This window comes from Cephaloticoccus primus, assembly GCF_001580015.1.
Lineage (GTDB): Bacteria > Verrucomicrobiota > Verrucomicrobiia > Opitutales > Opitutaceae > Cephaloticoccus > Cephaloticoccus primus.
In genome coordinates this window covers 19331-44254 of the sequence record NZ_LSZQ01000069.1, presented here as the reverse complement: position 1 = coordinate 44254, position 24924 = coordinate 19331, and the positions used below count along the sequence as shown (strand labels likewise).

Here is a 24924-nt window from a genome sequence, read left to right as displayed (position 1 = left end):
TTGGTTTTTTAAAATTTTTTTCCCCCCCCCCCCCCCAGTCGGTTTGATTGATAAACTAACCATTCCGGTTTCAGAACTGTCTGATTTGTGGTTTATATCATTAATAAATCTATCCCCTTCTGCAACCACTTTCGCCCAGAAGTCGTCCTTTGAAAAATGGCGATCCGCAGCAGCCTCAGCTTGGCGTGAGATCTGTCGTGGTGGGGTATTTTCATTGAAATGAGTTAAGTCGAACTGGTATTTTCGTGCGTTTCTTTTTGTGGTTCCAACTCCCATATTCCACCACCTCATATAATTTAGTATGTATGCCTTGGTGTAGTGCTCTTCTTGTCCCATGAGTTGACTAGGGACGTCTATAACGAGCTCTTTTTCGTAGCCCTCAGATGTAAATATGGTGACTCTCTTCTCGGCTGTGTGGGCTGCTAGGGGAAGCAGAGCGATTATGGATAGTAGAATTGAATTTATCAGTTTCATAAGTTCTTAGGGTAGAGGGCTACCGCTTGCGCTTGTTTTTGTTTGGGGCTCGGGAGGCAGATGGTGTTAAAACGGGCACCCTGTATACACGGGAAGCACTGCGACAACAAGGGCCGTGCGCCCCACCGGGAGCACGGCCGTAACACACGTCACCTAATAACGCCGGCGGCCCAGAGCATGCCGCGGCGAAAGATTTCGCGCATTTCCGGTACCTCAAACTCTTTCGGATCGTGCCCGAGTGAAGAGTAAAACACACGCCCTTTCCCATAGTGGCGCTTCCAGACCACGGGCATCACTGTGCCCTCTATCCAGAAATCATGTTCGCCGGTAAAGGTGGTCGTCGCCAGCACTTCGTTAGACGGATCTACATGCATGTAGTATTGTTCCGACATGTAAGCAAAATCAGAGAGCCCTGCGACAATCGGATCACTGGGCTTGGTGATGTTAACCGTATAGTGGATCTTGTTTCCGGGGTGAGCAACCCACTGGCCTCCGATCATATACTGATAACTCGTGTGATCCCGGAAACTATCACCCGCCCCGCCGTGGAAACCCGCAATACCTACACCGTTTTTTACAGCGTTCAGCAGTTTGGAGGCTTGATCGCCTTCAAACTTACCCATTGTTACCATAGGAACAATGAGGTTAAACTCACTCAAATCGTGCTTAGCAAGAGCTTGCGTGCCTTCTTCGACATATACCACGAAGCCTTCTTCGACGAGCATCTGGGCTACAATATCGGCACATTCTTTCGGTTGGTGGCCAGCCCAGCCGCCCCAGAAAATAAGGGCTTTTAATATTAGTTTATTCATTTTGGGTACCAGTTTTCAGGGTTTTGGGTTATACAGGGATCCCCGTGTATCGGGGAGTAACTAAAGAGCGGGGTAGTCGCGGCGTGTGTCCAACAAGACACACGCCGAAGGGAAAGCAAGTTAAGGCCTATTTAACGCACGAAATTATCGCGCAGGTAGCCGAAGCTTTCGGCAGCGGCCTCGAACTCGTCGCGCCCATAAGCATTATCTTGCTCAATGATATACGACAGGCAGCCGTTTGCTTCGGCAGCGGCAATAATCGGCGCAAACTCGATGCCGCCCGCGCCGAGCTCGGCAAACTGGGCAACCGCCCCGCCAGTCGTCGCATCGATCCCGATGCGAAAGTCCTTCAGGTGGAGTAGCGGCAGGCGGCCCGCTTCGGCGCACTTTTTCACCCAGGTCAGCGGACTTTCCCCACCTGCCTGGACCCAGTAAGTGTCGATCTCGAAGGCGAGCGTGGTCTCGTCAAAAATGCGCTGCTGGACGGTCTTCCCGCGGCTTTTGATGAACTCCAGATGGTGGTTGTGGTAGCTCAGGGTGATGCCCGCTTTTTTGTAGGCCTGGTTCGCGGCTTCGAGCTTCACAAGCCAGCGGTCAATCGAGTCCTGCTCGCCAAAATTCACGCCCGCCGGGTACGCATAGGCATCCTGCGTGACGCCGAGCTTGCCGAGCCGGTCGATACACTTCTGCGGCGCGTCCAGGTCGTCAGTGCCGATCAGGTGCGTCGCGGTGATGGTGATGCCGCTGTCACCGCAGACGCGAACGAAGTCGGCCTCGCTCATCATCTCAAAATCAACACCGCTGAGCTGCACGGATTTGAAGCCGATCTCGGCCAGTCTCTTCATGCCCGCGGCAAAGTCCTGGGGCGTCTTCAGTCTCTCGCGCTGCGAGTAGAGATTTACAGATATCTGCGTGGGGTTCATCGCCGGTGGATCAGGCCAAAGCTGACGCCCAAAGCAAATGCGAACTGAGCCGGAGGCCTGATTTTGCGGCTGGCTTACTACCTGTTAACAGAAGCGTAAATACACGCGGGCGGCGGCAGTTGCTGCGTGGACTTGAGTACAGTTTCTGCACTAGAGTGCCGCCGCTATGAAAACGATCCTTGCCCCAATCGACTTTTCCAGGGCGAGCAACTCCGTCCTCAAAGTCGCCATCAACCTGGCCCGCGAACACAACGCGCGCATCGTCTTGCTCCACATCGTGCAGCCCCCCGTGCTCATCAGCGAGTACGGCGCGATCATGACCAACGTCCAGGACATCGTCGCCATCAGCGAGCGCACGAGCGCAAAGGAGCTCGATAAACGCCAGAAGAGCGTCGCGCGCAGCGCAGGCGTCCCGGTCGAGGTTGCCCAAGCCACTGGAGCCCCCGTCCGCAGCATCATCGAACAGGCGAAGAAGACCAAGGCCGACTACATCGTCGTCGGCTCGCACGGGCACTCCGCGCTCTACGACCTGTTCGCCGGAAGCACCGCCTCGGGGCTGATACGCCGCGCGCCCTGCCCCGTCGTAGTCGTCCCGCCGCACCCGACCAAGAAAACGAAGAAGCGCTAAAGGTGGGAGCGTGGCGCTCCTCCCTTCGGTTTACACCCGCACTGCACCAAAAACGCTCCGCGCGCTGGCTCCCCGTTTGGGCACGCGCGACACCGGAGACGCGCGGTGCATCGCCGCAGCAACGGCGGCAAAAGGCCGCCGTGCCGACACACTCAGCCCCCCCCAACTCTCCCGCTGCGTCGCGCCAGCCAAAAAACGCGGCCGAAGCGGCCGCGCCGCGAAGCGAGGAAAAACCCTAGCCCCGCTCGCCTCGGTTGCGCTGGAGCTGCGCGCGCAGGACGACGCGAAACATCTGGATCGCGATCCAGAAAGTGCCCGAGAGACAGGCCGCCGTGAGCACGCTCCACAAGAGCACCATCGCCGGATCATTGGAGGGCACGTGCGACTGCACCACGTTGAAAATGATGAGGAAGAATCCGGCCACAAAGGCCAGGTCGATCACGACGCCGAGAGGACTCACAGTTTTTTTGGAAGCCATAGCTTGGAAAAAGTGACCGCTGATCCAGAGCGAGAAACTGCCGCGTGTCCAGAGGGGTCTTTTGTCGCTTTTAAAGCGTGAGCCACCCGACTTCAGCAAAAGACGGCTCGTCAGGGTCGCCACTCCCATTCACTGTGCGATTTGTCTGCTGGGCGTTGCGCCCAACGGACAAATGGCAGGAAAAGATCGGGAGCAGGTTTAACCCGTAAACTATTTTGATTCGCCCAAATGGGTTCCGGCTTCACCTCACCAGTCGTGGACGAGGTCGGGATCGTTGCCGAGGCGGTTACCGCATTCGAGTGCGTCAATCGCCGCCATTTGCTCGGGGCTGAGCACAAAATCCGTCACGGCAAAATTCTCCGCGATCCGCGCAGGCGTAGCCGTCTTGGGGATCACCACCCGCCCGGCCTGCAAGTGCCAGCGCAGGATGACCTGGGCGGCGCTGCGGCCCGTCTCGCGCGCGATCCGGCTCACCGCCTCGCTGCCCAGATCCTTGGCCTGACCGAGCGGCGACCATGCCTCGGTCACCACGCCCGCAGCGGTGTTGGCGGCCTCGACCTCGCGCTGCTGAAAAGTCGGGTGGTACTCGATCTGGTTCACGGCAGGCACGACCGTGCCCTTTTCCAGGATCTCGCTCAGGAAGCGCGGCGTGAAATTGGAGAGCCCGATCGAGCGGATGAGCCCTTCCGCGCGCGCCTGCTCCATCTCCCGCCAAGCGTCCACGCGCTTGTCGAGCCCCGCCTTCGGCCAGTGGATCAGGTAGAGGTCCACGTAGTCCAGGCCCAGTCGCCCGAGGCTCTCCTCCAGCGCAGCGCGGGCGCGCTCGTGGTCGGTGTTCCAGAGCTTGGTCGTGACAAAGAACGACTCGCGCGGCAGCCCCGACTCGCGAATCGCGCGGCCGACGCCCGCCTCGTTTCCGTAAATCATCGCCGTGTCGATATGCCGGTAGCCGACCTCAAACGCGCGCAGCAGCGTGGGCACGATTTGCTCTTCAGATAATTGCCAAACGCCAAACCCGAGCTGCGGGATCTGGCGGCCATCGTTCAGGGTAATGGTGGGGATAGACATGATGAGTTTGCTCCTTTGGCGCGAAGGGCCAGCAAGGCCCGGATCGCACTGCCGCCTACGCTCACGCGATTGGGGGAACACGCAAAATAAAAGGCAGCCGCCACACCGGACGGCTTCCCCAAAAAGTCGCGCGCTCCGGCCGGAGCAGGCAGAGCTGCCTCACTGGGGTGAGGACGCCTCAACGCCCGCTGCCCCGAGCCCGATTTCGCGACTACAGGCGCACCTGCAAGCGAGCCCGCGAGCGATTCGCGAATCTCCTGCAAGCGCCTGCGCTGCTGCCCCGCGGCATCAAAATTACCCGGCTCCAGCCAGTGCTGAAAGGCCGCCTTCACCACCGGCCAATCCTTGTCGATAATCGCAAACCATGCCGTGTCGCGGCTCCGCTCCTTGTAGACGATGGCTTGGCGAAAAGTCCCTTCGTACTGAAAGCCCAGCCGCTGCGCGGCCTTGCGGGAGCGCCGATTGAGGCTGTCGCACTTCCACTCGTAGCGGCGGTAGCCGAGTCGGTCGAACACGTAGGTCATCAGCAAAAACTGCGCCTCGGTCGAAATCCGCGAGCGTTGCAGAGCCGGAGAAAACACCACCCAGCCCACCTCGATCACGCCGTGCTGAGGCTGCTGGCGCATCAGCGCCAACGTGCCCACGGCCGAGCCACTGCGCAGCTCGACCACCGCAAAGTGCAGCGGATCGGCCTCCTGAGAAATCTGCTCAATGTGGGCGCGAAACGCCTGTGCGTCCGCAAACGGGCCAATCGGCAAATACGTCCAGTCGCGCGCATCGGGCGCCTGGCTGTAGGCCGCCCAAAGTGCATCGCTGTGGCGCGCGGGATCGAGCGGCTCCAGGCGGCAATCGCGCCCCTCCAGAACAATGCGCGCAGGCAGCGGCAGCGGCTGCCAATCCGGAAGCGGTGCCCCAATCGGCAGGGAGCCCGCTTCGGCAGTCATGGGAGCAGTCATGACTGGGGGGCGCCGGTTTGGGTGGGCCAGTAATAGCTGTCCGGCGTATCGCGCGCGCCAAAGATCGCCTGGCCCACGCGCACCACGGTGGCGCCTTCCTCGATGGCGATTTCAAAGTCGCCGGACATGCCCATCGACAGCTCGTCCAGCCCGATACCGGCGGGCGCACTCTGCCGCAGTTGGTCGCGCAGCGTGCGCAGCAGCACGAAGCACTCTCGTACCCGCTCGGCCTCGCTGGAAAACAGCGCCAGCGTCATCAGCCCGCGCACGCGCAGCGCCGAAAACGTGGGCAGCGCCTGCAAAAAAGCGGGCACCTCCTCGGGCGACAGCCCGTACTTGCTGGTCTCGCCCGAAGTGTTGACCTGCACAAACACATCCAGCGAGCGCCCCTGCGCTTGCAGGCGGCGGTCGAGCACCTCGGCCAGGTGCAGGCTGTCGAGCGCCTGAAACTCCGCGGCGAAGCGCGCGACCAGCTTGGCCTTGTTGGACTGCAAGTGGCCGATGACCGACCAGCGCAGATCGCTCAAGTCCTGCATCGCCTCCCACTTGCCGTAGGCCTCCTGCACCTTGTTTTCGCCCAGCAGCCGGCAGCCTGCCGCGTAGGCGAGGCGCAGGCTGGCCTCGGGCTTGGTCTTGCTGACCGGCAGCAGTCGCACGCTGGCCGGATCGCGCCCGACTCGTTGGCAGGCGGCCGCGATGCGCGCTCGCACCGCAGCGAGGTTGTGCCGGAAATCCTCGACCGTGCTGGCCTCGGGATAGCGACCATGCTGGTCGTGACGGGTTTGGGTATCGGTGGGAACAGTCATCAGCTTGAGCGTTGGTTAACAGGATTTGGCAAAACAGCAGGGCTTACAATGCTCGGCGCGAGTCGAGGCAGCCTGCCATTGAGCACCGCATGAGCAACCAGTCCGATCACGAGCCCCCAGAACGCGCCACCAATACCGAGCAAGTTGATGTTGGCGGCGGCGGCCAGGAAGGTGATGAGCGACGCTTCGCGAGCCTTGGGGTCGACCAGCGCACTGGCCAAGCTGCCGCCGATCGTGCCCAGCAACGCCAGACCGGCCAACGTAGTGATGAAAGTCGCCGGGAAGGCCATGAACACGGCGGCGAGCGTGACCCCGAACACTCCGACCAGCACGTAAAAGATGCCTGCGGCAATGCCGGCGATCCAGCGCTTGGATGGGTCTTCGTGCGCCTCTCTGCCTGTGGCGATGGCAGCCGTGATGGCGGCGATGTTGAAGGCGTGCGAACCGAACGGCGCCATCAGCAGCGAACCCAGCCCTGTGACCGTCACGATGGGGTTGGCGTTGGTCTTGAAGCCGTCGTTGCGCAGCACCAGCATGCCGGGCATGTACTGTCCGGTCAGGGTGATCAGGAACAGCGGCAGGGCTACGCTCAGCAGGGCATTGAGCGAGAACGCGGGCATGGTGAAGACCGGCGTAGCCAACTCCAGCCTCAACCCGGACAGATCGACGCGCTCCTGGGCCAACAGGAAGGCCAGCCCCAGCACCAAGATGCCCACCACTGCGTAGCGCGCGCTGAAACGCTTGAACACCAGGTAGGCCACGATCAGGAGCCCGGCGAGCAGGGGATCGACCGTCATGCCGCCAAAGGCGCCGATACCGAACTGAAGCAGGATGCCGGCCAGCAGCCCGGCGGCCACGCCAGGCGGGATCATGCGGATGACCCGCTCGAACCAGCCGGACAGCCCGAGCACCACGAACGCGGCGGCCGAAATCAGGTAGGCACCGACAGCTTCCGCATAGGGCGTAGTCGCCAGCGCCGTGACCAGGAACGCCGCTGCCGGCGTGGACCAGGCGGTGATGATCGGCTCACGGGAAATCCAGCTCAGGAATATCCCGGTTACGCCCACGCCAATCGAAATCGACCAGACCCACGAAGCCGTCAGCTCGGGGCTGAGGCCAGCCACCTTGGCGGCCTGGAACACCAGAATGAACGTACCGCCGTAGTTGACGATGACCGAGATCAGGCCAGCTACGACAGGATGGGTAAGGTCGTTCCAACGAACGGTTGAACGCGTGGAGGCGGATGTCATGTTTTTCGGGAAATAGCTCGCTGAGGGCAGCACGGCAGATCGGTGTGAGTCGTTTTTTTAACCGCCAAAGTGGACTGAAGTCCTATCCGTTTTCTTGCAAGACATACCATCCAATTTTCTAACCATGCCAGACTTTGATTCTGTCAAAGTGTGGATCAACGATCCGGCGCAGGAGGCCCTGCCTCTCCACGCGCGCGTCCAGCGAGCCATCCGGGAACTGATCCTCGACGGGGCCTTTGCTGCGGGCAGGCCATTGCCCGCCTCCCGTGCCCTCGCCAAAGCACTAGCAGTCTCCCGCGATACAGTTGAGGCCGCCTACGCCCAACTCCACACCGAGGGCTTTATTGAGCGGCGGATCGGCAGCGGCAGCTTCGTCTCGGAGCGCGCACGACGCGCGCCAGAGCACACGAAAACTCAACCTAAAGGAAGCCGCCAGCAGCTAGCCGCTTCGCAGCTCAGCCAGCGCGGGAGCGCGCTGTTCAAGAGCGGTGGGCTAAGCGATTTTTTGCAGCCGCGCCTCTTAGCCCCGGGTGTGCCAGAGACGCGCCATTTTCCGCTGCCGCTCTGGGAGCGGCTACAGAGACAGGTTTTAAAAGAGTACGGCACCCAAGTGCTCCTGCACAGCCCGCCGCAGGGCATGGAACCGCTGCGCCGCGCCATCGCCGACCACGTCACACTCGAGCGCGGCGCACGCGCCACGCCCGAGCGCGTCCTCATCCTCACCAGTTCGCAACAAGCTTTAACCCTATGCGCCACCGTACTGCTCGACGCTGGTGATCGGATTTTTATCGAAGACCCCGTGTACCAAGGTGCGCGCAAAGCCTTTGACGCAGCTGGGCTGAAGTGTGTGCCCGTGCCAATGGATGCCGACGGCCTGCGCGTGGAGTACTTGGCGCGCGCAAAGCCCGCCTCGCACGCACAGCCCAAGGCGATATTTCTAACGCCCTCACACCAATTCCCCACCGGCGCGACGCTGGCACTCGACAGGCGGCTGGCCGTCATCGAGTGGGCGCGACGGCAGCAGGGCTGGATCATTGAGGACGACTACGACAGCGAGTTTCACTACGCGGGCAAACCCACCGCCTGCGTGCAGGGGCTCGATCCACACGAGCGCACGATCTACATCGGCACATTCACCAAGTCGCTGTGGCCCGGGCTGCGCATCGGCTACATGGTGCTGCCGCCCGCGCTTGTCGCACCGATGACTGTGGCGCGCACGCTGCTGGATGGGCACAGCGCCCCGCTCCCGCAGCTCACCTTGGCGCGCTTTATGAAGGGCGGCCACTACGGCGCATACGTGCGCACGATGCGGGCGATCTACGCCGAGCGACACGACGTGCTGGCCCAACTGGTACGTGATCACTTGGCCGAGTTTGTAGAGCCGCGAATCCCCGCAGGCGGCATGCAACTGCCCTGCTTATTCGTACGCGACATACCCGAGCGCGAGGCCGTAGAGGCCGCGCGCCAAGCGGGCATCGACTTGCTGGGACTCAGCGCGCTGCACGCCTCACGGCGGCATCAGGCGGGCTTCCTCATGGGCTTTGCCGCCCACACGCCGCGCGAGCTGAAAGCCGCCGTCAAGAAACTCGCCAAAGTGCTGCGCGCGCTGCCGGGTATGCCGAGCTGCCCCCGTCATCCTTGACCAAGCGGAGCCGCAGGCGCGTGCGACGACGGCGACTCCGGAGAGTCCGCCTCCGCGTCCTCCCCCTTTTGCCGGCCGAGCCACACGGCCAACAACAGCCACAGCAGCGAGAGCGGGACGGCCACCAGTGGCAATTGCGCCAAGCCCAGCCCCAGCGCCATGAGCCCCGAGTAGCCCCAGCTCCCGAGCTGGTCGCCGCTGCGATAGACCGCCGTGTCGATGAAGTTCTTGGCCTTGTAGCGATCTTCGCGACTCGTACGCGTGAACAGGATTTCGCGCGCGGGCCGCGCAAAGGCGAAGTTCGCCACCCGCCGCAGCACCTGCACGACCACGAGCACCGCGACCGTCGGGCTGAGCGCCAGCGCGCCAAAACCGGCCACGCTCACCAGCGGCAATACGCACAGCGTCACGACCAGGCCCGCGCGCGCGAGCAAACGGCTCGTCACGAAGAGCTGGAGGCCGAGCGTGAGCGCGTTAACCGCCAAGTCTACCCGTGCAAAAAAAGCCGTGCGCGCGGCCCGATCCGTAAACGCCTCCGCCACGATGCTTGCCTGCTGAAAATACAGGAAGGTCGAGAGCACCGTATAAAACAGGATGAATAGCGCGATGCCGCCCAGGTAGGGATTGCGAAACGTGTGCCACATCCCGTCAAAAACCCGGCCGCCCAGCGCGCGGTCCCCCTCGCCCTCTGGAGCGGGGCTCGGCGCAGCCTTTGCGGCAATCGACGCTGGCTCACTGGCCGCCCCGTCCGCGCTCGGCTGATCGCCTGCCGGTATTGCCGCTGCGGAGCCGCGCGACAGACGCCGCGCCGCCCACACCGCCACTTCCAGGAACACGACCGCCAGTCCCATCAACCACACCCGATCAAGGCGCCCCACCAATGCCGAGGTAATCGCCGAGCCCAGCAAGCCGCCCGCCGTCACTCCCGCCGACAGGAGCCCGAAGAGCCGCTTCCCCTGCTCCGCCTTGAAGACATCCACCATCAGCGACCAGAACACCGAGATCACGAACAGGTTAAACACCGACACCCAGATGAAAAATGCGCGCCCGATCCCCAGCGCCCAGCTCTCGGGGGCAAACTGCAAAAGCCCCACAAACACCAGCAAGTGACTCGCAAAAAACCGGTACGACAGCGCGATAAACCGGGTCCTCGGCAGCCGCTTCACCGCCAGCGCAAACAGCGGACTCAGCACCAACATCGCGCACAGCGTGCCCGTAAACAACCACGGCAGGTTCCGCACCCCGCCAGCGACGCCCATCTCGTCGCGAATCGGGCGCAGCAAGTAGTAGGCCAAAAAAAGCGAGCCCACGTAGAGCAGGGCCAGCCCCACCGCCCGCCACTCCCCGGGCTTCACCTTCGTTATGGATTCGGCTGTAGGCATCGTAATTTTCTCCATCAGAGGGCTCCAGGTGTGCCACGCTCCCGGGCCCCGGGCGTCGCGCGGCGTATTCGGCCCGCGCCAATGGCCGGGCTTGTTTTAATTAAACACAGCGTCGGCAAACGCCGTGTGACAGAGACGTGGGCGCCCCCATCAGGAAAGGGGACGCACAGGGAAGGCCTGGTCGAGCTTGGCCAAGTCGGCTGCATCCAGGGTGAGCTCGGCGGCGCGTGCGTTTTCACGCGCGTACTTCACGCGGGGCGACCCGGGGATGGAGATCACCGAGCCACTGCGCATCGTCCACGCAGCCGCCACTGCAGACGTACTCACGCCGTGCCTGGCGGCCACCTCGCCCATGATCGGGCTTTGCATCAATTTGCCGACACGGCCAAGCGGCGAGTGAGCCATGAGCGGCAAGCGGCGCTTTGCCGCCCAGTCCACCAAGCCCTGCGCTTCGATCTTCCGGTCGGCCAGGCTGTAGCCCACTTGATTGACCGCGCAGTGCTTACCGCCCGGGATCGCGTAGAGGCGCTCCATATCGCCCAGATAAAAATTGGACACGCCCCAATTGCGGATCAGCCCCTCGGCCTTGAGGGCCTCGAATTCGTTAACCACCAGCGATAAATTTTCGACCGGCCAGTGCAGCAAGTAGAGGTCGATGTAATCGGTGCCGAGGTTGCGCAGACTGCGCTCGCAGGAGTGGCGGATCGCCTGCCTGCTCGTCGCGTTTTTGGGATCCACCTTGGTGATGAGATACACTTGCTCGCGCTGGCCGGTGATCGCCCTGCCTACGACCCGCTCCACATCGCCGCCCTTACCGTAGTTTTCCGCCGTATCAATGGCACGCATACCGAGCGAGAGACCGACACGCAGAGCCTCCTCGACCTCCGCGTGCGGAGTCCGGTACGCAGCTCCCGTTCCCATTCCCAGCGCAGGCACCCGAGTACCATCGGGGAGTTTCACGAACTTCCGGGCCAGCGGGTAATCCTTCTTTCGTGAGCGGGGGCGAGGACTGTTGGCGAAAGCAGCGGGGGCGAATTTCAAAAGCGGACTCGCGAGTAAAGCGGCCGAGCCGAGCCGCACAAAGCCACGGCGGGAGAGACAGGCAGTATTCATGGGGGTAAACAGGGGTGAAGCAGTCGGACTGATATACGTACCTCCCACGCGCTGGCAAGCGCGACGGCCCGACCAAACAAGAGCCTACAGCCCCCCCTCCGTCACTCCGGCGCGGGATCCCCATCAGCCTACCCGCTGATACTCCAGCAGCACGCTGCTGCGGGTTTGGGGGATCGTAATGACCCTCTCCTGGAGCTCCGCCCCAGCGAGCTGCGCCGGGGGGCTCGCGCGGTAGTCGTCCCAGCGGGTCACCTGATAGGTGGCATCGGCATCAATGTGTTGCGGATGCAGGGTGACAGTCTCTCCCCAAGGCCACGTGCCGCGAAGTACCACGATGATCCCGCGCGAGTCGGTATGGCGATGGTGCTGGAACGCCGTCACGGACTCGAATCGCAAATTCGGGCGGATCAGGCCAATCCGCTCCGAGGAGGCAATGAGGGAGCGCAGGCGTTTGTTTTCGGCCACCGCTGCGATGGCATCGGCGTACTCGGGATCCTGCTCGTTTTCCGGCAACACGCGGTAGGCCATGAACCCCGTGGAAAGCCCGCTGCGGGTCGCGTAGGCATCAAAGGTTTTGATCGGGCCGCCATGGTCCGGGAGCCAGTGGCTCAATCCCCAGCAATGGATCTGATTGGTGATATCCATGAGCGACATGCCCCTGCCGGGCAGGTCACCGGCGTCGCTGCGAAACAGAGGCACCGAGCGGCGCAGGGTTTCCAGGTCGATCCGGCGACCTCCCTCCGCGCAGTTGTCGATCAGCAGGCCGGGGTGCGCCGCCAACAGGCGATCCCAAAACTCGTAGAGCCCCTCGATATGGCGGATCTCCGTGATCCCGACTCGGTCAGGGGCATCCGCAGCGCGCCAGGCGGCAAGCGGCCATGTATTGAAGTCCTGACGATAGATGTCCGCATTGAACTCAGTGATCAACGAAGACGCCTTCTCGAAAGCCAGGTCGACCGCGCGCGGATCGCCGAGGTTCAAGAGCAGCCCGCGAGCTCCCGTCTTCTCATCAGGAAAGTGAAGAAAGAGCTCGGGGTGGGCACGCGCCCATTCGCTATCCGGCCGTGCCCGCTCCGGCTCCATCCAGAAAATGAACTTCATCCCCAGCTCGTGCGCGCGGTCACTGATGGGGCGCAGGCCTCGCGGGAAATCGCTGCGCCGCACATTCCAGTTGCCCACCTCGTGATCCCAGCTGGTCGAGTTCCCGTACCAGCAGGCATCAATCCAGTACGCTTCAAAGCCCATCTCCGCTGCGCGCTCCAACGCCGCGATCTCGATCTGCTCGCTCGTCACCCGCGTGCGGTGATACTCATGCATCATGCCGTGTGCCGTAAAGTTGGGGCTCTCCCCTGTGGGGGACTTCGGCACCACATGGTCTGTCAGATGCGCGCGCACCGCCCAGCGGGCCTGGTCGGCCGGTGCCTGGGGCGCCCGCGTCAGCAAGACGGAAGGCAGCCTCACCGACTCCTGTGGCCGGAGCACAAAGCCGACCCGCGGCAGCCCGACCTCGACCTGCAAGATCGCGGCACTGTGCCTGATCGTGGCACACCACTGGCCGCTCCAGCCAATACCAACGGCGAGGGAATCGTGCCCATCCGTCAGGGCAAAAAAAGGCAAAGCGCCATTCGACGACTTGCCCCCTTTCGGCCTCAGTTCGATCACATCAAGATCGCTTTCCGAGAGGTCAGCGAAGTCCTCAATCTCACACAAGGAGCCTCGATTTCCGTAAAAATCCACAGAGCCGCGCGTCGGCCATGAGGCCGCGAGCGAACGCAGCTCGGTCACGCTCCCGGAAGGCGCAGAGCTGTTGTTCACCAGCGTGGAAATCCACTCCGTGGCAGCCCCGATAGCCCGCCACTGGGCGCGGATCTGCAAGGTCGGCTCCGAAATAGACTGGAATACCCGGATCGTCCACGAAGCCTCCGAAGAGGCTTCCTCGCCGATGGCGACAAAGTCGTCGAGCGTCTTGCCGCCGACGACCAGCCGCCCGGGCCAGCGGTTTTCGGGGAGCACTGCGAAGCCATCAAGGCCAGATGCGACAGGAGATGTGGACGCTGCGGGTGTTTTCATAGTGGGCAGAGGGGGTGAAGGCTCAGATTGTGTTTGGGGAGAAGCGGGAGCAGAGCTCGCACTCCTTCAGGGGCGGTTCGGAAGGCATCCGCCGCGAATGCTCTGCCCTCCGCCGCCTCGGCCCCACGGGCCGTGGAGATCGGCCATCCCCACGGCTCTGCCCCTCCAAAGAGAGCACCTCTTAGCGAGCAGGGAAGCCCCGGCTGGGGATGTGGCGCGCCGGGAAGGCACCGTCCAGCTTTGCCAGATCGGCCTTGTCCAGGGTAAGCTCTGCGGCGCGCGCATTTTCGCTCATGTACTTTGCGCGGCCCGTTGCAGGAATCGAGATCACCGAGCCACTGCGCATCGTCCACGCGATCGCGACCGTAGACGCGCTCACGCCGTGCTTGGCGGCCACCTCGATCACGGCAGGAGTCTGCAATAGCGTTTTAACTCCGCCCCCACTGCCGAGCGGTGAGTAGGCCATGAGTGGCAGGCGCTTCCTGGCCGCCCAGTCCACCAGCCCCACCGCCTCCGCACTCCGGTCAACCAAGCTGTAGCGCACCTGATTGGCGGCGCAGTTTTTACCGCCCGGAATCGCGTAAAGCTCCTCCATCAAGCGCACATCAAAATTGGACACGCCCCAATTGCGGATCAGCCCCTCGGCCTTGAGGGCCTCGAACGCGTTAACCACCGGCGGCAAATCGGCGACCGGCCAGTGCAACAGGTACAGGTCGATATAATCGGTGCCGAGGTAGCGCAGGCTGCGCTCACAAGAATTGCGGATCGATTGCTCGCTCGTCGCGTTGGGGGCATCTACCTTGGTAACGACAAACACTTGCTCGCGCTGCCCCGCGATCAACCGCCCGAAGGCCTGCTCCGAATTGCCGTTTTGGTAGATCTCCGCCGTATCAATCAAGCGCATGCCCAGCGAGAGTCCCGTGCGCACCGCCTCCTCGGATTCTTCCATCGGGTATCGCCCCGAGGCTAATTGCCAGCCCCCGATTCCCAGCGCAGGCGCACGGGTGCCATCGGGGAGTTTCACGAACTTCTTTGTGCCGGGATAGCTCTTCTTTCGCGAGCTGGGGCGAGGACTGTTGGCAAAAGCTGCGGGGGCGAATTTCAAAAGCGGACTCGCGAGTAAAGCCGCCGAGCCGAGCCGCACAAAACCACGGCGGGAGAGTTTAGGAGCATTCATGGGGGGGGAAGCAGGGGGGATTTATGGGGGTGTGAACATGCCGCCGCACCACACAGCGCGACGGCCCGATAAACAGGGGTACGCAATTCCCATATGGGTGAGGAAGAGTTACGCAAGCTCCGCAAAAGGCACCCGCCCTACGCAGCCGGTAGAGATCAACGCACACTGCTGCGCGCGGTCGCGCAGGCGGCGACCGCACACACACAACAGACTGGCCAAGCCCCTCGTCCCCAGAGGGAGCCCGTGAGGGCTCCCCTCAATCAGCCTACCCGCTGGTATTCGAGGAGCACGCTGCTGAGTTTCCGGGGGATCGTCACGAGCATCTCCTGGAGCTCCGCTCCGGCAACCCGGGCCGTGGGCACCATGCGGTAGTAGTCGTCCCAGCGGACCACCTCATACGTGGCGTCGGCGTCGATGTGCTCGGGGCGCAGGGTGACCGAGTCCAGATCGGCATGCGGGCCCCGCAGGGCCACGATGATCCCGCGCGCTTCGGAGCGGCTGTGGTACTGGAAGGCCGCCCAGATTTCTTTATGCCTGTCTGGGACGATCAGTCCGATCCGCTCCTCGGCGAGGATGGGGCGGAGGCGCTTGTTCTCGGCCACCGCCGCACGGACGTTGGCGTACTGGGGGTCATATTCGCTCCGCGGCAGCTCACGGTAGGCCATGAATCCTGTAGCGAGCGCGCTGCGGATCGCGTAGGCATCAAACGTGTCGACTGGCCCGGAATGCTCGGACAGCCAGTGCCCCAGCCCCCAGCACTGACGCTGCTTGAACACATCCGCCCTCTCGGCTCCGCCGGGGGCGAGGCCCAAATCGCTGCGCCAGTAGGGGATTGATCGTCTCGTTGTTTCCAGGTCAATACGCCGCCCACCCGATGCGCAGTTGTCGATCAGCAGGCCGGGGTGCGCCGCCAACAGGCGGTCCCACAGCTCGTAGAGCCCCTCGACACATTTGATCTCCGTGATCCCCACCCGGTCATGGGCATCCGCAGCGCGCCAGGCATCGAGCGGGGCCAGGTTAAAGTCGTTGCGAAAGATATCCGCGTTAAACTCCGTGATCAGGGCGGAGATCTCCTTGAAGGCAAAATCGACCGCGCGCGGATCGCCAAGATTCAGGACCAGACCTCTTCCTCCCGAATAAGGATCCGGGTTGCCGTTTTCAGGGTAGCTGAGAAACAGCTCGGGGTGGGTGCGCACCCACTTGCTATTCGGCTGCGCCCGCTCCGGATCCATCCAGAAGAGGAACTTCATCCCCAGTTCGTGTGCGCGGTCGCTGATGGGGCGCAGGCCTCGCGGGAAAAGGCGGCGGCGCACATGCCAGTTGCCCACCTCACTATCCCAATTGCCCAACTCGTAGCCCGCCTCGGGCGAATCTCCATACCAGCAGGCATCAACCCAGTACGTTTCGAAGCCCAGTGCAGCGGCGCGCTCCAGTGCAGCGAGCTCCCTCGCTTCGTCAGTGCCTCCGGCGGAGGTGAGGTACACGTGCATCGGCCCGTGCGCTGTGAAATTGGGGCTCTTGCCGTCGGGGGTTTTAGGCACCACGTGGCTTGTCAGGTGCGCGCGCGTCAAGCGGCGGGCCTGGTCGACCGGTGCGCCGGAAGCCCGCGTCAGCAAGACGGAAGGCAGCCTCACCGACTCCTGTGGCCGGAGCACAAAGCCGACCCGCGGCAGCCCTACCTCGACCTGCAAAACTGCGGCGCTGTGTCTGATGCTGGCGCACCACTGGCCGCTCCAGCCGATGCCGACGGCGAGAGAGTCATGCCTGTCGGTCAGGGCGAAGAAGGGCAGGATGGCCGCTGACGACCGACCGCCTTCCGGCGACAGCTCTACGGCATCAATGTCCACCTGCCTAAGGTCGGCAAACTCATCCAGCACGTGATCTTCACCGCCCTTGGTGCCGTAAAAATCCACAGGGCCGCGCGTCGGCCATGAGGCCGCGAGCGAACGCAATTCGGTCACGCACTCGGAAGGCGCGGAGCTGTTGTTCACCAGCGTGGAAATCCACTCCGTGGCTGGGCCGATGGCCCGCCACTGCGCACGGATCTGCAAGGTCGGCTCCGAAACAGACTGGAATACCCGGATCGTCCACGAAGCCTCAGGAGAGGCTTCCTCGCCGATGGTGACAAAGTCGTCGAGCGTCTTGCCGCCGACGACCAGCCGCCCGGGCCAGCGGTTTTCGGGGAGCACCGCGAAGCCATCAAGGCCAGACGCGACAGGAGATGCGGACACTGCGGGTGTTTTCATAGTAGGGAGAGGGGTAAAGGCTCGGATTGTGTTTTGGGGGAAGGCGGAGCGGAACTCGCACTCTCCTTCAGGGGCGCAACTCAAGGGCAGGTTTTGAGGAAAGCGGATATCCCGGCGGATTATTGAGCAGGGCGAAAATAACGAGTGGGTGTTTATTCACCTGAATCCGGCGGCGGTGCCAGGGGCGCGGATCTTTGGCTACCCATTACCCCTGCCGCGGCTACAAGCGTTCGATCTGACCAAGTGGCTGAAGGTGAATTTCAGGGACGCGGACGGTGGTGCCCATTGCGAGAAGCGTGTGGACAAGCGTGCGCGCGACGTCGGCGGGGGCCATGACGCGATGCCTGTTTTGCTCAGGAATGTTGGTCATCTCAGTGTCGACGCCTCCAGGGTAGGCGATTGTCACGCGGATGCCGGTCGGCGCGAGCTCCCGCTCAAGCACTTTGGCCGCACCGGAAATGGCGTACTTGCTGGCAACGTATGCGCTCATCCCGGGAATCGCGGTGTAGGCGGCGTCTGAAGCGATCACCAGGAGCTGGCCCGGACGCCTGGCAGCAAGCATCGCCTTCGCGCTTTCTCGCATGAATTCGAGCGCAGCGATCGTGTTGACGGTGAGCAGGCGCTGATACTCGCCACGGCTTGTCTCCAGCGCCGAAGTGTGGCTTACCACGCCGGCATTCGCGATAGCGAGGTCAACCGCAGGGAGTGACTCGTACAAACTGGTGCACGTACTCTCTTGGGAGAGATCCGCGACATGCAGGGTGAAGTGCCCGCCATGCGCGCGCACGAGCTCGCCAGTCTTTTCGAGCGAGGCGCGGTCGCGCCCGATGCCGATGACATCGAAGCTGCATCGTGCGAGCTCAACGGCGAGCGCCCGTCCGATGCCTCGACTGGCTCCCGTAATTGCGGCGACGCGACGGCTCATTTGATCTGTGGCCATGTGTTTTCTGTGACAAAGTGGAGGTCACGCTCTGTTTCGGCCCAGCTGTACATCGCGTCCGGACGTGAAGCCAAGATGTTGTAGCTGCCGCGCGGTGCCGGATCCAAGCTGAGTCCGCGCCGCACGGCTCTCGCCACGTCCTTCGGATCGACGTGAACAAACCAGTGTCGCCGAGTGTTGTCCGCCGGAGGTGCAGGATCAGAATTCTGGCCGTCGCCGGTAATCACGCCGGGGCGCAGGTTAAGCACCGAGAGGTTCGGGTAGGTGCGGGCGTACACATCGGCAACCGTCTCGCCCAGGGTTTTTGACAGCACGTAGCTCAGCCCTCTTGGGCCAATGGGGTGCCGTTCGTGCACGGTAATCGGGTGGTCGATAGGGTCACCCGCTCCGCTGGCGATGGGCCCACCCATCACCACGATGCTGGAAATATTCACGAAGCGGCTGACTCCCGCATCGACCGCCGCAGCAAGCGTGTTCCAGGTTCCGCCGACGACCACATCTACAAACGTTGAGACACCCGTTTTGGTCGCCTCCCTGACGAGGGCGACTGTATGCACTACCGCATCCTGGCCCTTCACCAGCTCCGCCACGGAAGCAGGTTGAGTCACGTCGCAGTGCGTCCAGCGGCAGTTCGCGGGCAAGTCTTTGGGCGCTGCTGCGATGTCGCCCAAAGTGAGCTCAAAGTCTTCCGCCAGCTCTTCGATGATGTGGCGCGCGAGAAAGCCCGCGGCTCCGGTGATTGCGACTCGCATATGCTACCTTTCCTATCTGTTTTTTTTGGGGCGAAGGGAGGGGCTATTTGAGGGGCTTTTACCAACAGTCCCGCCCGGTTGGAGGCTGGGTAGAATCCCCACTCTTTAACAACCTCAACACCCGCGCGATGGTGAATGCCGCACAACGGCCACCTCGCCCAAAACGGGCTTGCTCAGCAAACCGCCCCCCAGCCCTCCAGAATTTCCGGACAGTTGACTCACCCCGCCCGCGCGCTACGTAACGCAATATAACGCAGCGTAACGCCACCTCCCGCGCAACCAACCTCCCCGCCATGCCGCCCACCGCCACCATCGAGCTGCCCGAAGAGGTCTACACCCTCGCCGAGCAAACTGCGCGCGCCCGCCACGTGGGCCTCAGTGACTTTGTCGCCAAGGCAGTCTGCGCGCAGGCCGATCCCCCTTGGCTGGCGACCTTTGGCGAGCTCGCGGACATGCACGATGAAAACGTGCGCGTCATGGAGCGCATTGACAAAGCCTTTGGGCAGATTGAGCCGGAGGCCTGGCGGTGATTGTTGACACCAATGGCTTGTCCGCATGGGCGGATGGAGCCGAGGCTGTCCGCTCTGCACTTCGCCGCAGCACGCGGCCTGTTATCCCCGCGATTGTCCTCGGTGAGTACCGCTACGGCATCATCAAGTCCAACCGCTTCGCCCGCTATCAAGACTGGCTCAGACGCACCCTCCCTCTATGCGCCATTCATCCTGTCACCGAGGTCACTGCGGAAATCTACGGCCGCTTGCGCGCGGAGCTTGAAAGACGCGGAACTCCGCTACCGCTCAACGATATCTGGATAGCCGCCATCGCCCTTGAGTTAGATCTGCCACTGCTGAGCAACGACAGCGACTTTGACCGGATTGAGGGCTTGGTTCGCATCGGCTTCGACGACCCGCGCAAGAAGGACCACAAGCCGCTGCCCAAGGCCTGACCGCCAGTCCAAGGCTTAACCACCGAACAGGCAGCTCGGGAAATTCGAGAAAAAGCTTGGTTTTTGCTCTCCCCCGCGGCCAGCGGGAGAGCTCCACCAGTACAACGTACTGGAAGTGGTTGCGGGCGCGCAGATGTTTGACGCGATGACTGAATAGCTATGCCCTCTCGTCGCTCCAGTGCGGGATGTGGCGCGCCGGAAAGGCACGGTCGAGCTTCGCCAAGTCATCCGCATCGAGAGTCAGCCCGGCAGCGCGCGCGTTTTCGCGCGTGTGAGCTACGCGGCCCGATTCGGGGATAGAGACCACCGAGCCACTGCGCATCGTCCACGCAAGCGCAACCGCCGCCGCGCTCACGCCATGCCTGGCGGCTACCTCGCCCAAAACGGGGTTGCTCAGTAAACCGCCTCCACTGCCGAGCGGCGAGTAGGCCATGAGTGGCAAGCCATGCTGCGCCGCCCAATCCACCAGCCCCAGCGCCTCGATGCTGCGATCACTCAAACTGTAGCGCACTTGGTTGGCCGCACAGTTTTTGCCGCCCGGGATCGCATAAAGCTCCTCCATGCCGCGCACGTAAAAATTGGATACCCCCCAATGCCGGATCCGCCCCTCGGCCTTGAGTGCCTCAAACGTGTCGACCACCGTCGGCAAGTGCTCCCCTGCCCGCCAGTGCAGCAGATACAGGTCGATGTAATCGGTCCCGAGATTGCGCAGGCTGCGCTCGCAGGAGCGGCGGATCGACTGCTCACTCCTCGCATTGGAAGGCTGCACTTTGGTGACGACGAAGACTTGCTCGCGCTGGTCGGCAATCACGCTTCCGACGAGTTGCTCCGATGCGCCGCCGCTGTAATTCTCCGCCGTGTCAATCAGGCGCAGGCCGAGCGAGAGCCCGACCCGCAAGGCCTCTTCCACCTGGGCGCGCGGATGTCGCCCGGAGGCCAGTTGCCACGAGCCCATACCCAGCGCGGGCACGCGGCTCCCATCGGGCAGAGTCACTGTTTTCTGTGTCATCGGGTAATCCTTGGCTCTTGGAGTTGAGGGCGAGATTTTACCCAAAGCTATGGGGCTGAGTTTGGCGAGTGGGCTCGCCAGCAAGGCTGCCGCACCGAGCTGCACAAAGCCGCGGCGGGAGAGTTTCGCAGGAGCATTCATCGGGGTAGCGCAGTTGGGATATATCAGGGAGGAGACATGGGAGCCCGGCGGCGCACTGGCGCTCCGCGGCGGGTCCGAAAAACGGGAAACTACGGCACCAGATTGGTGCGGAAAAAATCCGCAAGCCGCGCAAAGGGAATCAGCCCCACGCGGTCGTAGAGATCGACATGGCCCGCACCCGGCACGCGCAGGATTTCCTTGGGCGCGGCGGCCAGCTCGTAAGCCCGCTCGCTAAACTCGCGCGAGTGCGCGTCCTCCCCCGTCACGAAAAGCAGCGGGCGCGGCGAGATCGTCTCGATGTCGTTAAAGGGATAAAAGTTCATGAACTTCGTGTTGCTGCTGAGCGTCGGGTGAGTGGTCAGTTCGCGGCTGCTGCGCGCGGGCGTGAACTCGCCGCGCGGCGTGCGGTAAAACGCGTAAAACTCGCGCGCGACCGGCGGCGTATCCGCGTCGATCTGGTGGACGCTGCCGCTCGTGTAGCGCGTGGCGCCGCCCTCGTACTCGACCCACCGCTGGCGCGCCGCCTCTTCGATAATCGCCTTCCGCTGAGCGAGCGTCTGCGACTTGTGCAGCGCGTCGCGGTTGGCCGCACCCATGTCGTACATGCTCACGGTCGCAATCGCCTTCATCCGCGGATCGATCTTGGCCGCACTGATCGCAAAGCTGCCGCTGCCGCAAATCCCCAAAACACCGATCCGCTCGCGGTCGATTTGCGGCTGCATGCCGAGGAAGTCCACCGCCGCGCTGAAGTCTTCGCTGTAGATATCGGGCGCCACGACGTTGCGCGGCTCGCCCCCGCTCTCGCCCCAAAACGACAGGTCAATCGCCAGCGTCGCAAACCCCTGCTCGGCGAGTTTCTGCGCGTAGAGATTTGACGACTGCTCCTTCACCGCGCCCATCGGATGGCCGACGATGATCGCGGGCAGCCGCGCATCCGGCGCGAGGTCTTTGGGCAAGTAGAGATTACCCGCGACCTGCATCTGGTACTGGTTGCGAAAGCGCACGCGCTGCACAGAGAGCGCCTCACTTTGGTAAAAGTTGTCAGCGTCGGGTGGAGTCTTCGGCTCCTCCATTTGGCGGGGCGTTGCAGGGGCAGACTTGCCTGCCGTGTCATCCAGATTCGCAGAGTTGTTCATGGGTTGTGTTGCAGTTGGGTGTTGAGTTGAGGCGTGGACGAGCGGCGCCAGCAGCACCGCAGAGAGAAAAAGCAACGGGAGGCGGATCGTTTTCATGAGGGAGTTTTCCGGTTGGGCGGGCCGGATTCGCGAACACGGGTGCGCCTGCACCGCCTTCGCGAATTTGGCATGCGCCCCACCGCACACTGTAGCCCATCGCGCGCGAAAACCGGTAGACCGATCCTCTCATCCTCTTGCCTGATCCGATTTCCCCCACTCGTTACCGCTTCATGTCCGCCCTCTCGATCGCCCCAAAATCTGCGCCCGCCAAAACCGCCGCCCGCGCCGCGCGCAGTAACACACGCAGCGAAAAGGCAGCGACGGCCGCGCCCGAGCTCGCCCCCTTCTTAAGCGACCTCGCACGCGTGATCGAGCACGCTACGCGCGGCCTGCAAGAGCTCCGGACAGCGATCCCCGGGCTCAGCTTTTTCCGCCGCGACTCGCTTACTCCGCCCGCGTATTGCTTCATCAAGCCCAGCCTCGTCCTCGTCGCCCAAGGGAAAAAGCAGATGATCTTCGGCACCGACACTTACGTGTACGACACCGCGCGCTTCCTCATCTCCTCGCTCGACATGCCCGCCCGCTCGGGAGTGCTCACCGCCAGTCCCGAGCGGCCCTGCCTCGGCCTAAACTTCGAGCTGGACCTGCACACCATCGCCGAGCTGATCGCGCACGGCGGCCTCGCAAAACCTCCCGCCCCGACACCTCCTCAAAAACCGACTGCGGCGCAGCTCAGCGACGCGCGCAGCATGGGCATTGGCCGCGTCACGCCGCCGCTGCTCTCCGCCTTCCAACGCCTGCTCGCCCTCCTCGATGAGCCTGTGGCCATCCCCAGCCTAGCGCCCATTTTTCAACGCGAGATCCACTACCGGCTCCTCACCGGCGACCAAGCCGCCCGCCTGCGCAAAATCGCCGCAATCGACAGCCAGAGCCACAAAATCGCCAAGGCGATTGACTGGCTAAGCGTCCACTACGCCGCGCCGCTCAGCATCGAGCAACTCGCCGCCAGCGTGCAAATGAGCGCGCCCAACTTTCACCACCACTTCCGACAGCTCACCGCGATGAGCCCCCTGCAATATCAGAAACGCCTGCGCTTGAACGAAGCGCGCCGCCTCATGCTCAACGAACAGCTCGACGCGGCCACCGCCTCCTACCAGGTCGGCTACGAAAGCCCCTCACAGTTCAGCCGCGAGTACCGCCGCCTCTTCGGAGCCCCGCCCAAGCGCAACATCCTCGCCCTTCGCCAATCCAGCTCTGCGGGCCTGCAACCGGGCCCGCAATAAGAGAGCACCGCCACGGCAAACGGCGTTTTTTTCCAAGGCGGGGAAAGCGCTCGGGGAGAAACGCCACCGCACGCTCGCTGTCGCGCGCGCAGGCCTCGCCTCACAACTCTCCTGAGGTTTCAGGCGTGGGAGCCGACTGCTGTTTCCGGGAGCTCGCCAGACGCAGATTGGGGGCGCATGGCGGGGAAGTAGATCACATCGCGGATGCTTTCGGCGCCGGTGAGCAGGATGCACAGCCGGTCGATCCCCACGCCCATGCCGCCCGCCGGGGGCATGCCGTGTTCGAGCGCGAGCAGGAAATCGTGGTCGATGTTCTGCGTCTCGCCACCCGCCTGCGCCTCAAACATCACGCGCTGCACAAAGGGGTCGTTTTGCTCGTTGTACGCGGGGGCGACCTCCATCCCGCCGACGATCAGCTCGAAGACGTCGATCGTCGTCGGGTCCTCGGTATCGAGCTTGGCGAGCGGGCAAAGCTCCTTGGGGAGGTGCGTCACGAAGGTCGGCTGAATCAGCGTGGGCTCGATGAGTTTGGAGAAAATCTCGTTGGTGACTTCGTAGTCCTCCCAGCTCGGGTCGATCTTGCAGCCAAGCGCCGTGGCGCGCGCGATCTTCTCGCTCTTCGTTCGCGAAAACCAGTCGGGGTCGCCGGCCTTCTCGCAGATGAGCGTCTTGTAGCGCACCTGGCGCCACTCGCCGGCGAAGTCGATCTGCTGGCCGCTCGCGGCGTGCTCGATTTGCAGCGTGCCGAGCACTTCGGTGCACAGCGAGGTGAGCAGCTCGCGGATCAGCGCCATCATGCCCACGCGGTCGCTGTAGGCCTGGTAAACCTCCAGCATCGTAAACTCGGGGTTGTGGCGACGGGAGACGCCTTCGTTGCGAAAGATCCGCCCGATCTCGAAAACGCGGTCGAGCCCGCCCACGAGCAGCCGCTTGAGCCGCAGCTCGGTAGCGATCCGCAGGTAGAAGTCCGTATCCAGCGCGTTGTGATGCGTCACGAATGGGCGCGCCGCGGCGCCGCCCGCGGTGTTTTCGAGGACGGGCGTCTCGACCTCGATGAAGCTCCGCGCTTCGAGGAAGCGGCGGATGTGCGAGACGATGCGCGAGCGCAGGATGAGGCGGCGGCGCGAGTCGGCGTTTACGATCAGGTCGAGGTAGCGCTGGCGGTAGATCTGCTCGGTGTCGGCCAGCCCGTGCCACTTTTCCGGCAGCGGGTGCAGCGCCTTGGAGAGCAGCGTGTAGCGCTCGACGCGCAGCGTCACCTCGCCGGTCTTGGTCTTGAACAGCGTGCCCGCCGCGCCGATGATGTCGCCCAGGTCGAGCCGCTTGAACGCCGCGTAAGCCTCCTCGCCGACGACGTCTTTTTTTACGTAAAACTGAATCTGCCCCTGCTGATCGAGGATTTTGACAAACTGGCTTTTGCCCATGTCGCGGATGACGACGAGGCGGCCCGCGAGCGCGACTTCGGCTGCGTTTTCCGCGCCCTCCACGTAGGCCGCAAGCGCCTCGCCCGAAAAATGCGTCGGCGCAAAACTCGCGCGAAACGGATCGCGGCCCGCCGCCTGGAGTTCGCGCAGCTTGGCGAGCCGCACCGCATGCTGATCGTGGGAAATATCTAAAATCTCGCTCATGGGGAAAATAGCCCGCGAGCAAGCC

General features: G+C 63.0%; 23 protein-coding genes. 5 read left to right on the top strand and 18 right to left on the bottom strand.

The genetic code is table 11. The features are described from left to right. The 3 genes from AXK11_RS09930 to AXK11_RS09080 form a co-directional block, all read right to left on the bottom strand. A partial coding sequence (locus tag AXK11_RS09930) for a hypothetical protein (protein ID WP_156469301.1) occupies positions 1-474 on the bottom strand: 474 nt, incomplete at its 3' end. A 149-nt stretch (positions 475-623) separates the two neighbouring features. Next, complete coding sequence (locus tag AXK11_RS09085; RefSeq protein ID WP_068631458.1) at positions 624-1274, bottom strand: ThuA domain-containing protein; 651 nt, start codon at positions 1272-1274, stop codon at positions 624-626. 143 nt (positions 1275-1417) lie between these two features. After that, the gene (locus AXK11_RS09080) at positions 1418-2209 is read right to left on the bottom strand and encodes a sugar phosphate isomerase/epimerase family protein (RefSeq protein ID WP_068631438.1); all 792 of its coding nucleotides are present in this window, start codon (positions 2207-2209) and stop codon (positions 1418-1420) included. Between the two features lie 166 nt (positions 2210-2375). On the opposite strand from AXK11_RS09080, the gene AXK11_RS09075 reads away from it, so the two are divergent. Beyond that, on the top strand, positions 2376-2837 hold the full coding sequence (locus tag AXK11_RS09075; RefSeq protein WP_068631436.1) for a universal stress protein: 462 nt from the start codon (positions 2376-2378) through the stop codon (positions 2835-2837). A gap of 235 nt (positions 2838-3072) precedes the next feature. Here the strand turns inward: AXK11_RS09075 and AXK11_RS09065 are convergent, their stop codons facing one another. The 5 genes from AXK11_RS09065 to AXK11_RS09050 form a co-directional block, all read right to left on the bottom strand. Further along, a complete protein-coding gene (locus tag AXK11_RS09065; RefSeq protein ID WP_068631456.1) occupies positions 3073-3315 on the bottom strand; it encodes a hypothetical protein in 243 nt (80 codons plus the stop codon). Between the two features lie 246 nt (positions 3316-3561). Then, a complete protein-coding gene (locus AXK11_RS09060; protein ID WP_068631455.1) occupies positions 3562-4386 on the bottom strand; it encodes an aldo/keto reductase in 825 nt (274 codons plus the stop codon). Beyond that, positions 4359-5339 carry a GNAT family N-acetyltransferase gene (locus AXK11_RS09570; RefSeq protein WP_082781078.1) on the bottom strand — a complete coding sequence of 327 codons (981 nt, stop codon included), beginning with the start codon at positions 5337-5339 and terminating at the stop codon, positions 4359-4361. The genes AXK11_RS09060 and AXK11_RS09570 overlap by 28 nt, the downstream gene beginning before the upstream one ends. Further along, complete coding sequence (locus tag AXK11_RS09055) at positions 5336-6145, bottom strand: YggS family pyridoxal phosphate-dependent enzyme (RefSeq protein WP_068631432.1); 810 nt, start codon at positions 6143-6145, stop codon at positions 5336-5338. Before AXK11_RS09055 ends, AXK11_RS09570 begins: the two co-directional genes overlap by 4 nt. After that, positions 6145-7395, bottom strand: a complete 1251-nt coding sequence (locus AXK11_RS09050; protein WP_068631452.1) for a benzoate/H(+) symporter BenE family transporter — start codon at positions 7393-7395, stop codon at positions 6145-6147. The genes AXK11_RS09055 and AXK11_RS09050 overlap by 1 nt, the downstream gene beginning before the upstream one ends. Positions 7396-7519: 124 nt before the next feature. Between AXK11_RS09050 and pdxR the strand changes: the two genes are divergently transcribed. After that, a complete protein-coding gene (gene pdxR / locus AXK11_RS09045; protein WP_068631430.1) occupies positions 7520-9037 on the top strand; it encodes a MocR-like pyridoxine biosynthesis transcription factor PdxR in 1518 nt (505 codons plus the stop codon). Here the strand turns inward: pdxR and AXK11_RS09040 are convergent. From AXK11_RS09040 to AXK11_RS09010, 7 genes are all read right to left on the bottom strand, one after another. Then, positions 9028-10419 (bottom strand): NTP/NDP exchange transporter, encoded by a 1392-nt coding sequence (locus AXK11_RS09040; RefSeq protein WP_197456871.1) that lies wholly within the window; start codon positions 10417-10419, stop codon positions 9028-9030. The two genes, pdxR and AXK11_RS09040, sit on opposite strands and share 10 nt — an antisense overlap. Positions 10420-10569: 150 nt before the next feature. Further along, positions 10570-11532 carry an aldo/keto reductase gene (locus AXK11_RS09035; protein ID WP_197456870.1) on the bottom strand — a complete coding sequence of 321 codons (963 nt, stop codon included), beginning with the start codon at positions 11530-11532 and terminating at the stop codon, positions 10570-10572. 123 nt (positions 11533-11655) lie between these two features. Continuing rightward, the gene (locus AXK11_RS09030) at positions 11656-13602 is read right to left on the bottom strand and encodes a glycoside hydrolase family 36 protein (RefSeq protein ID WP_082781077.1); all 1947 of its coding nucleotides are present in this window, start codon (positions 13600-13602) and stop codon (positions 11656-11658) included. A gap of 181 nt (positions 13603-13783) precedes the next feature. Further along, positions 13784-14779 (bottom strand): aldo/keto reductase, encoded by a 996-nt coding sequence (locus tag AXK11_RS09025; protein WP_082781076.1) that lies wholly within the window; start codon positions 14777-14779, stop codon positions 13784-13786. 260 nt (positions 14780-15039) lie between these two features. After that, the gene (locus AXK11_RS09020; RefSeq protein ID WP_068631422.1) at positions 15040-17025 is read right to left on the bottom strand and encodes a glycoside hydrolase family 36 protein; all 1986 of its coding nucleotides are present in this window, start codon (positions 17023-17025) and stop codon (positions 15040-15042) included. A gap of 220 nt (positions 17026-17245) precedes the next feature. Further along, entirely contained in the window at positions 17246-17950 is a 705-nt protein-coding gene (locus AXK11_RS09015) for an SDR family NAD(P)-dependent oxidoreductase (protein ID WP_068631420.1), read from the bottom strand. Continuing rightward, positions 17947-18717 (bottom strand): NAD-dependent epimerase/dehydratase family protein, encoded by a 771-nt coding sequence (locus AXK11_RS09010; protein ID WP_068631418.1) that lies wholly within the window; start codon positions 18715-18717, stop codon positions 17947-17949. The genes AXK11_RS09015 and AXK11_RS09010 overlap by 4 nt, the downstream gene beginning before the upstream one ends. A gap of 293 nt (positions 18718-19010) precedes the next feature. On the opposite strand from AXK11_RS09010, the gene AXK11_RS09005 reads away from it, so the two are divergent. Next, positions 19011-19247, top strand: coding sequence for a hypothetical protein (locus AXK11_RS09005; RefSeq protein ID WP_068631416.1), 237 nt, complete (start codon positions 19011-19013; stop codon positions 19245-19247). After that, a complete protein-coding gene (locus AXK11_RS09000) occupies positions 19244-19663 on the top strand; it encodes a type II toxin-antitoxin system VapC family toxin (RefSeq protein WP_197456869.1) in 420 nt (139 codons plus the stop codon). Before AXK11_RS09005 ends, AXK11_RS09000 begins: the two co-directional genes overlap by 4 nt. 157 nt (positions 19664-19820) lie before the next feature. Here the strand turns inward: AXK11_RS09000 and AXK11_RS08995 are convergent, their stop codons facing one another. Continuing rightward, a complete protein-coding gene (locus tag AXK11_RS08995; protein ID WP_068631412.1) occupies positions 19821-20672 on the bottom strand; it encodes an aldo/keto reductase in 852 nt (283 codons plus the stop codon). 230 nt (positions 20673-20902) lie between these two features. Continuing rightward, positions 20903-21886, bottom strand: coding sequence for an alpha/beta hydrolase (locus tag AXK11_RS08990; RefSeq protein WP_068631448.1), 984 nt, complete (start codon positions 21884-21886; stop codon positions 20903-20905). Positions 21887-22218: 332 nt separating this feature from the next. On the opposite strand from AXK11_RS08990, the gene AXK11_RS08985 reads away from it, so the two are divergent. Next, the gene (locus AXK11_RS08985; RefSeq protein WP_082781074.1) at positions 22219-23271 is read left to right on the top strand and encodes an AraC family transcriptional regulator; all 1053 of its coding nucleotides are present in this window, start codon (positions 22219-22221) and stop codon (positions 23269-23271) included. Positions 23272-23390: 119 nt separating this feature from the next. On the opposite strand, the gene lysS is transcribed toward AXK11_RS08985, so the two are convergent. Further along, complete coding sequence (gene lysS / locus AXK11_RS08980; protein WP_068631410.1) at positions 23391-24899, bottom strand: lysine--tRNA ligase; 1509 nt, start codon at positions 24897-24899, stop codon at positions 23391-23393. Positions 24900-24924: the final 25 nt, after the last annotated feature.

Bases quoted from the DNA above. Each gene is read 5' to 3' on its own strand.
- AXK11_RS09075 (WP_068631436.1), top strand. From the start codon at position 2,376: ATGAAAACGATCCTTGCCCCAATCGACTTTTCCAGGGCGAGCAACTCC.
- AXK11_RS09065 (WP_068631456.1), bottom strand. From the start codon at position 3,315: ATGGCTTCCAAAAAAACTGTGAGTCCTCTCGGCGTCGTGATCGACCTG.
- lysS (WP_068631410.1), bottom strand. From the start codon at position 24,899: ATGAGCGAGATTTTAGATATTTCCCACGATCAGCATGCGGTGCGGCTC.
- AXK11_RS09030 (WP_082781077.1), bottom strand. From the start codon at position 13,602: ATGAAAACACCCGCAGCGTCCACATCTCCTGTCGCATCTGGCCTTGAT.
- pdxR (WP_068631430.1), top strand. From the start codon at position 7,520: ATGCCAGACTTTGATTCTGTCAAAGTGTGGATCAACGATCCGGCGCAG.
- AXK11_RS09050 (WP_068631452.1), bottom strand. From the start codon at position 7,395: ATGACATCCGCCTCCACGCGTTCAACCGTTCGTTGGAACGACCTTACC.
- AXK11_RS08990 (WP_068631448.1), bottom strand. From the start codon at position 21,886: ATGGAGGAGCCGAAGACTCCACCCGACGCTGACAACTTTTACCAAAGT.
- AXK11_RS09040 (WP_197456871.1), bottom strand. From the start codon at position 10,419: ATGCCTACAGCCGAATCCATAACGAAGGTGAAGCCCGGGGAGTGGCGG.
- AXK11_RS09055 (WP_068631432.1), bottom strand. From the start codon at position 6,145: ATGACTGTTCCCACCGATACCCAAACCCGTCACGACCAGCATGGTCGC.
- AXK11_RS09570 (WP_082781078.1), bottom strand. From the start codon at position 5,339: ATGACTGCTCCCATGACTGCCGAAGCGGGCTCCCTGCCGATTGGGGCA.
- AXK11_RS09010 (WP_068631418.1), bottom strand. From the start codon at position 18,717: ATGCGAGTCGCAATCACCGGAGCCGCGGGCTTTCTCGCGCGCCACATC.
- AXK11_RS08985 (WP_082781074.1), top strand. From the start codon at position 22,219: ATGTCCGCCCTCTCGATCGCCCCAAAATCTGCGCCCGCCAAAACCGCC.
- AXK11_RS09025 (WP_082781076.1), bottom strand. From the start codon at position 14,779: ATGAATGCTCCTAAACTCTCCCGCCGTGGTTTTGTGCGGCTCGGCTCG.
- AXK11_RS09080 (WP_068631438.1), bottom strand. From the start codon at position 2,209: ATGAACCCCACGCAGATATCTGTAAATCTCTACTCGCAGCGCGAGAGA.
- AXK11_RS09020 (WP_068631422.1), bottom strand. From the start codon at position 17,025: ATGAAAACACCCGCAGTGTCCGCATCTCCTGTCGCGTCTGGCCTTGAT.
- AXK11_RS09005 (WP_068631416.1), top strand. From the start codon at position 19,011: ATGCCGCCCACCGCCACCATCGAGCTGCCCGAAGAGGTCTACACCCTC.
- AXK11_RS08995 (WP_068631412.1), bottom strand. From the start codon at position 20,672: ATGACACAGAAAACAGTGACTCTGCCCGATGGGAGCCGCGTGCCCGCG.
- AXK11_RS09015 (WP_068631420.1), bottom strand. From the start codon at position 17,950: ATGAGCCGTCGCGTCGCCGCAATTACGGGAGCCAGTCGAGGCATCGGA.
- AXK11_RS09035 (WP_197456870.1), bottom strand. From the start codon at position 11,532: ATGAATACTGCCTGTCTCTCCCGCCGTGGCTTTGTGCGGCTCGGCTCG.